5 protein-coding genes and 1 pseudogene are annotated in these 4,470 nt (G+C 73.0%); 2 read left to right on the top strand and 4 right to left on the bottom strand.

The genetic code is table 11. From position 1 onward, the window contains the following. The coding region (locus tag HTZ82_RS17065; RefSeq protein WP_175410252.1) for a transposase at nt 1-302 on the bottom strand (302 nt) is incomplete at its 3' end. Between the two features lie 37 nt (nt 303-339). Next, complete coding sequence (locus HTZ82_RS17060; RefSeq protein ID WP_175410251.1) at nt 340-681, bottom strand: ATP/GTP-binding protein; 342 nt, start codon at nt 679-681, stop codon at nt 340-342. A gap of 215 nt (nt 682-896) precedes the next feature. Here HTZ82_RS17060 and HTZ82_RS17055 point away from each other — a divergent pair, with 215 nt between their 5' ends. Then, complete coding sequence (locus HTZ82_RS17055; protein WP_175410250.1) at nt 897-1,931, top strand: LLM class flavin-dependent oxidoreductase; 1,035 nt, start codon at nt 897-899, stop codon at nt 1,929-1,931. A 114-nt stretch (nt 1,932-2,045) separates the two neighbouring features. On the opposite strand, the gene HTZ82_RS17050 is transcribed toward HTZ82_RS17055, so the two are convergent. Continuing rightward, nucleotides 2,046-2,438 carry an SCO5389 family protein gene (locus HTZ82_RS17050; RefSeq protein ID WP_175410249.1) on the bottom strand — a complete coding sequence of 131 codons (393 nt, stop codon included), beginning with the start codon at nt 2,436-2,438 and terminating at the stop codon, nt 2,046-2,048. Nucleotides 2,439-2,711: 273 nt separating this feature from the next. Between HTZ82_RS17050 and nucS the strand changes: the two genes are divergently transcribed. Beyond that, the gene (gene nucS / locus HTZ82_RS17045; protein WP_175410248.1) at nt 2,712-3,383 is read left to right on the top strand and encodes an endonuclease NucS; all 672 of its coding nucleotides are present in this window, start codon (nt 2,712-2,714) and stop codon (nt 3,381-3,383) included. 74 nt (nt 3,384-3,457) lie between these two features. Here the strand turns inward: nucS and HTZ82_RS17040 are convergent. Continuing rightward, nucleotides 3,458-4,470: pseudogene (locus HTZ82_RS17040) on the bottom strand (hypothetical protein); the annotation flags it as partial.

Genomic DNA, 4,470 nt, shown 5'->3' with positions numbered 1-4,470 from the left:
CGGACGATCGTGGAGTCGACCGCGACGACCCAGTCGAGGTCGCCTTCGGCGTCGGCCTGGGCGAGCAGGGCGGTGAAGACCTTCTCCCAGGTGCCGTCGGCGGCCCATTTCCGCAGCCGGTTGTGGGCGCCTTTCCATGAGCCGAAGTGCTCGGGCAGCTCCATCCACGGAGTGCCGGTGCGGTACTTGAAGGCGATCGCGTCGATCACCTGCCGGTGGTCCCGCCACCGGCCACCCCGCTTCGGTGTCCGGTCCGGCAGCAACGGCTCGATGCGTGCCCACTGGGCGTCAGTCAACGACACGCATCAACCAACGATCAGATGATCCGAAGGAAACGGCCTAGTGGCGCGGGGCGTTCCGGGACCGCTGGACGCGGGCGCCTCGCCGGTCCTTCGCGTTCCAGCAGGCCTTGTGCCAGTGCCGCCGGTCGTCCACGCCGCCGTGGTCGGGCCAGGCGACGACATGGGGGACGCCGGACGGGATCTCCTGGTCGCACCCCGGGCAGCGGTACCGTTTCCCGGCCGCGCTCGCGCCCGCCACGTTCCGGACGGACCACTCCTCGCCCTGCCAGGTCTCGGTCCGCTGGAAGCCCCCGTACCGGTCGCCTTCGACGCTCCCGCCGCCGTTCCCGGTCGAGTTCTCTCCGCCCCTCCTCGGGGGTCGGTTGCGGCGCGGGGACACGGAACACCTCACAGGGGCGGATCGCGGACAGGTACGTCCAGCGTAAGGGGCCAGGCGGGGAGCCTTCGGCACGGTCATGTGTGCGATCACCCCCTCCCGTAGGGGTGGTTAGCGGAAAATCGCAAGAACTCGCCGGGAGGCCGTTGCCTTTGGCACGTGTCAGGCGTTGTTGCCCCTGAGGGGAACCGCGTCGGCCGTCAAGGAGGCATAGCGCGATGCGCGTGGGAACTTTTGTACTGGCGGCCCAGTTTCCCGGCCAGGGGCACAGCGAGGCACTGCACCGCGCGGTGCGCACCGCCGAGGCCGCCGAGGAGGCCGGTCTCGACGCGGTCTGGCTGGCCGAGCACCACTTCGTACCGTACGGCGTGTGTCCCTCGGCCATCACACTGGCCGCGCTGCTGCTGGGCCGCACCCGCCGTATCCGCGTCGGCACGGCGGTGAGCGTGCTGCCGAACGGCCACCCGGTCGCGCTCGGCGAGCAGGCGGCGCTGCTGCACATCGCCTCCGGCGGCAGATTCACCCTCGGCGTCGGACGCGGCGGGCCCTGGGTGGACCTGGAGGTGTTCGGCGGCGGCCTCGACGCGTACGAGAAGGACTTCCCCGAGGCCCTCGACCTGCTGCTGCGCTGGCAGCGCGACGCCCGCGTCGCGGCGGACGGGGCCCGGTACCGGTTCCGTGAGGTCGCCGTCGTCCCCCGGCCCGACGAGCTCATCGACGGCTCGGCCGCGCCCGAGACGCTGCTGGCGTGCACCTCACCGAGCAGTGTGAGGCTGGCCGCCGCGCGCGGCCTGCCGATGCTGCTGGGCATGCACGTCGGGGACGACGTCAAGGCGGAGATGGTCGCCCTGTGGCGTACGGAGGCGCTCGCCGCCGGCCATACGCCGGACGCGGTCGCGGCCGTCGCGGACCACCATGTGTCGGCGGGCGTCGCCCAGATCGCGGACCACACGGCGGACGCGGTGGAGACGCTGCTGAAGTCGATGCCCGGCTGGCTGAAGCAGGGCCTCGACGCCCATGTGACGGTCGACGGGCGGCACCGGGCGATGCGCGACCCGTTCGCGTACACCGAGCTGCTGTGCCGGCTGCACCCGGTCGGCACGCCCCGGTTCGCGGCGGACCGGCTGGCCGCCACGTCGGAGCGGACCGGCATCCGGCGGTTCGCGCTGATGGTGGAGGGGTCGGGCCTGGTCGCCACGACCGAGGAGAACGTACGTCGGCTCGGCTCCGAAGTGCTGCCGCTGCTGCACTGAGAAACAGGCACTGAGGAACAGGCACAGAGGAACAGGATGCGGCGGCCGCCAGGATGCTGCCGCCCCAGCACCGGCCACGCCTCCCGGGACGCGGAGCGGCGGCAACACGGGGCGTCAGCAGTCGCGGAGCTCCGGCGACTGGTTCAGCAACTGGGCCCGGGGCGAGGTGAAGCGGGCGAGCCGCTCGTCGACCGCGGGGTCCAGCGGGAACACCGCGACGCGGTGGCAGTTCTGGAACGCGAGCCGCACCCCGAAGTGACGCTGCAGCGCCCCCCGGATCGCGTCACTCGCCAGGGCACGCAGCAGCTGTCCACGCGCCTGCTCGTCCGGCGGAGGCGTCTGGTTGTCGGCGAACGCACCCCCGTCCACCTTCAGCTGAGCCACCAGAGAACTGATCATCTCCCATGCGTAGGGCAGGGAGGTCCGGACGCAGTCGACGAAAGCGGCTTCGTCGACCTCGCCTCGCTCGGCCTGTTCCAACAGCGCCGGTGAGACGTCGAGCGACATGGGTTCTCCTCTCGCGACCCCACGGGGAGCGGGGTCTTACGGGCAGGGGAGGAGGAGCCCCCGTACGGCACGCAGCGTGCACGAGCGACAACCTCCCGCTTCCACGGTATGCGTGCTGTCCGGACCGCACCAGGAGATTGGGACACAACAGGCCATGGATCCACGGGCGTTTGGTGCCGTTCTTCCGGATCTTGCGCGGGCCGCGCGCACCGGGAGCGGAAGAGGAACCGCCGAATCGCGCGGAGGCGCCCGCGTCGAGTAGCGTTGCCGACCATGCGTCTCGTCATCGCCCGCTGTTCCGTGGACTACGCCGGCCGGCTCACCGCCCACCTGCCATCCGCCCCCCGTCTGATCCTGGTCAAGGCGGACGGCAGCGTCTCGATCCACGCCGACGACCGTGCGTACAAGCCCCTCAACTGGATGTCGCCGCCCTGCACGCTGAAGGAGGGCGACGGGGAGACCGAGGGCGTCTGGACCGTGGTGAACAAGGCAGGCGAGAAATTGATCATCACGATGGAGGAGGTCCTCCACGACTCGTCGCACGAGCTGGGCGTCGACCCGGGCCTGATCAAGGACGGCGTGGAAGCGCACCTCCAGGAGCTTCTCGCCGACCGGATCGAGACACTCGGCGACGGCTACACGCTGATCCGCCGCGAGTACCCGACGGCCATCGGCCCCGTCGACATCCTGTGCCGGGACGCGGACGGCGCGACCGTCGCCGTGGAGATCAAGCGGCGCGGCGAGATCGACGGCGTCGAGCAGCTCACCCGGTACCTGGAGCTGCTGAACCGCGACCCGCATCTGGCGCCGGTACGGGGTGTGTTCGCCGCGCAGGAGATCAAGCCGCAGGCGCGGGTGCTGGCGACGGACCGCGGCATCGGGTGCGTGGTGCTCGACTACGACGCGCTGCGCGGCATCGAGGACGACAAGCTGCGGCTGTTCTGAGCGGACGTACGTCTACGGCCCCGGGTGGCGCTGCCCCCGGGGCCGTAGACGTGTGTGCGCTCGGTGCCGGCCGGTCAGGCGACCGTGGGGCTCGGCTCCTCGGACGTGGACGTCGGCCCGCCCGCTGTGGGCGAGGTGCCGCCGCCGCTGGTGTCCGTGCCGCCGGCGTCGGAGCCGCCGGTGGTTCCGCCGCCGCTGCCGTCCGTGGGGCTGGGGCTGGTGGTCGTATCGCCCGTGCTGTCGCTCGTGGACGGGCTCGGGGAGTCGCCGCCCGTGGAACCGCTCGTCGACGGCGAGCTGCTGCCGCTGCCTCCGGTGCTGGGCGACCACGGGCTGCCGGTCTTCGTCGGGGACGCGCCGCCGCTGCCCGTGGTGGTGGTGCCGCCGCCCGGTGTGGTGGTCGGGCTGCCGCTGCCCGGCGTTGACGGGTCGCCCGCCGATCCGGTGGCGCCGGGCCGCGCCGACGAGCCGGGCGTCTCGCCGGTCGGATCCGTGCCGCCGGTGCCGCCGGTGCCGCCGGACCCGCCCGTGCCGCCGGACCCGCCGGTGTCGCCGGACGTGCCGGAGGAGCCGGAGGTGCCTTCCTCGCCGGGCGTCTCGCTGTCGAAGCCGTCGCCGCCGTCCACGCCCGCCGAGTGTTCGGTCCTCATCTTGTTGTCGGTGGAGCCGCCGTCGTCCGCTCCCCCGCCGGAGGTCGCGCCCAGGGTCACCACGGTGCCGAGCACGGCGGCGAGCAGCGCGCCCGCGCCGGCCGCGACGAGGTTGCGGCGGGCACCGGTCAGGAACGCGCCCTGGACCTTCGCCCGCAGCCCCCGCCCGGCCGAGGGGCCGTGCCCGTCGTGCCCGTCGGTCGCGGAGCCGTACACACCGCCGCCCGTGTCGGAGGCGGAGTCGTACGCGGGGGTGGCACCCGAGCCGTACGAGGAGTCGAGGCCCGCGCCTGTGACGCCCGAGCCGTACGAGGCACCCGGGCCGTCCGAACCGGAACCGTACGCGGGGCCGAGCCCGGCACCCGCGCCCGCGCCCGCACCGAGACCCGCGCCCGCGCCGAGACCCGTGCCCGCGCCGGCGCCCGCACCTGCGCCCG

This window comes from Streptomyces sp. TRM64462, assembly GCF_013362995.1.
Taxonomy (GTDB): domain Bacteria; phylum Actinomycetota; class Actinomycetes; order Streptomycetales; family Streptomycetaceae; genus Streptomyces.
Note: the sequence above shows the minus strand (reverse complement) of the source record. Positions and strands in the feature narration are given on the sequence as shown.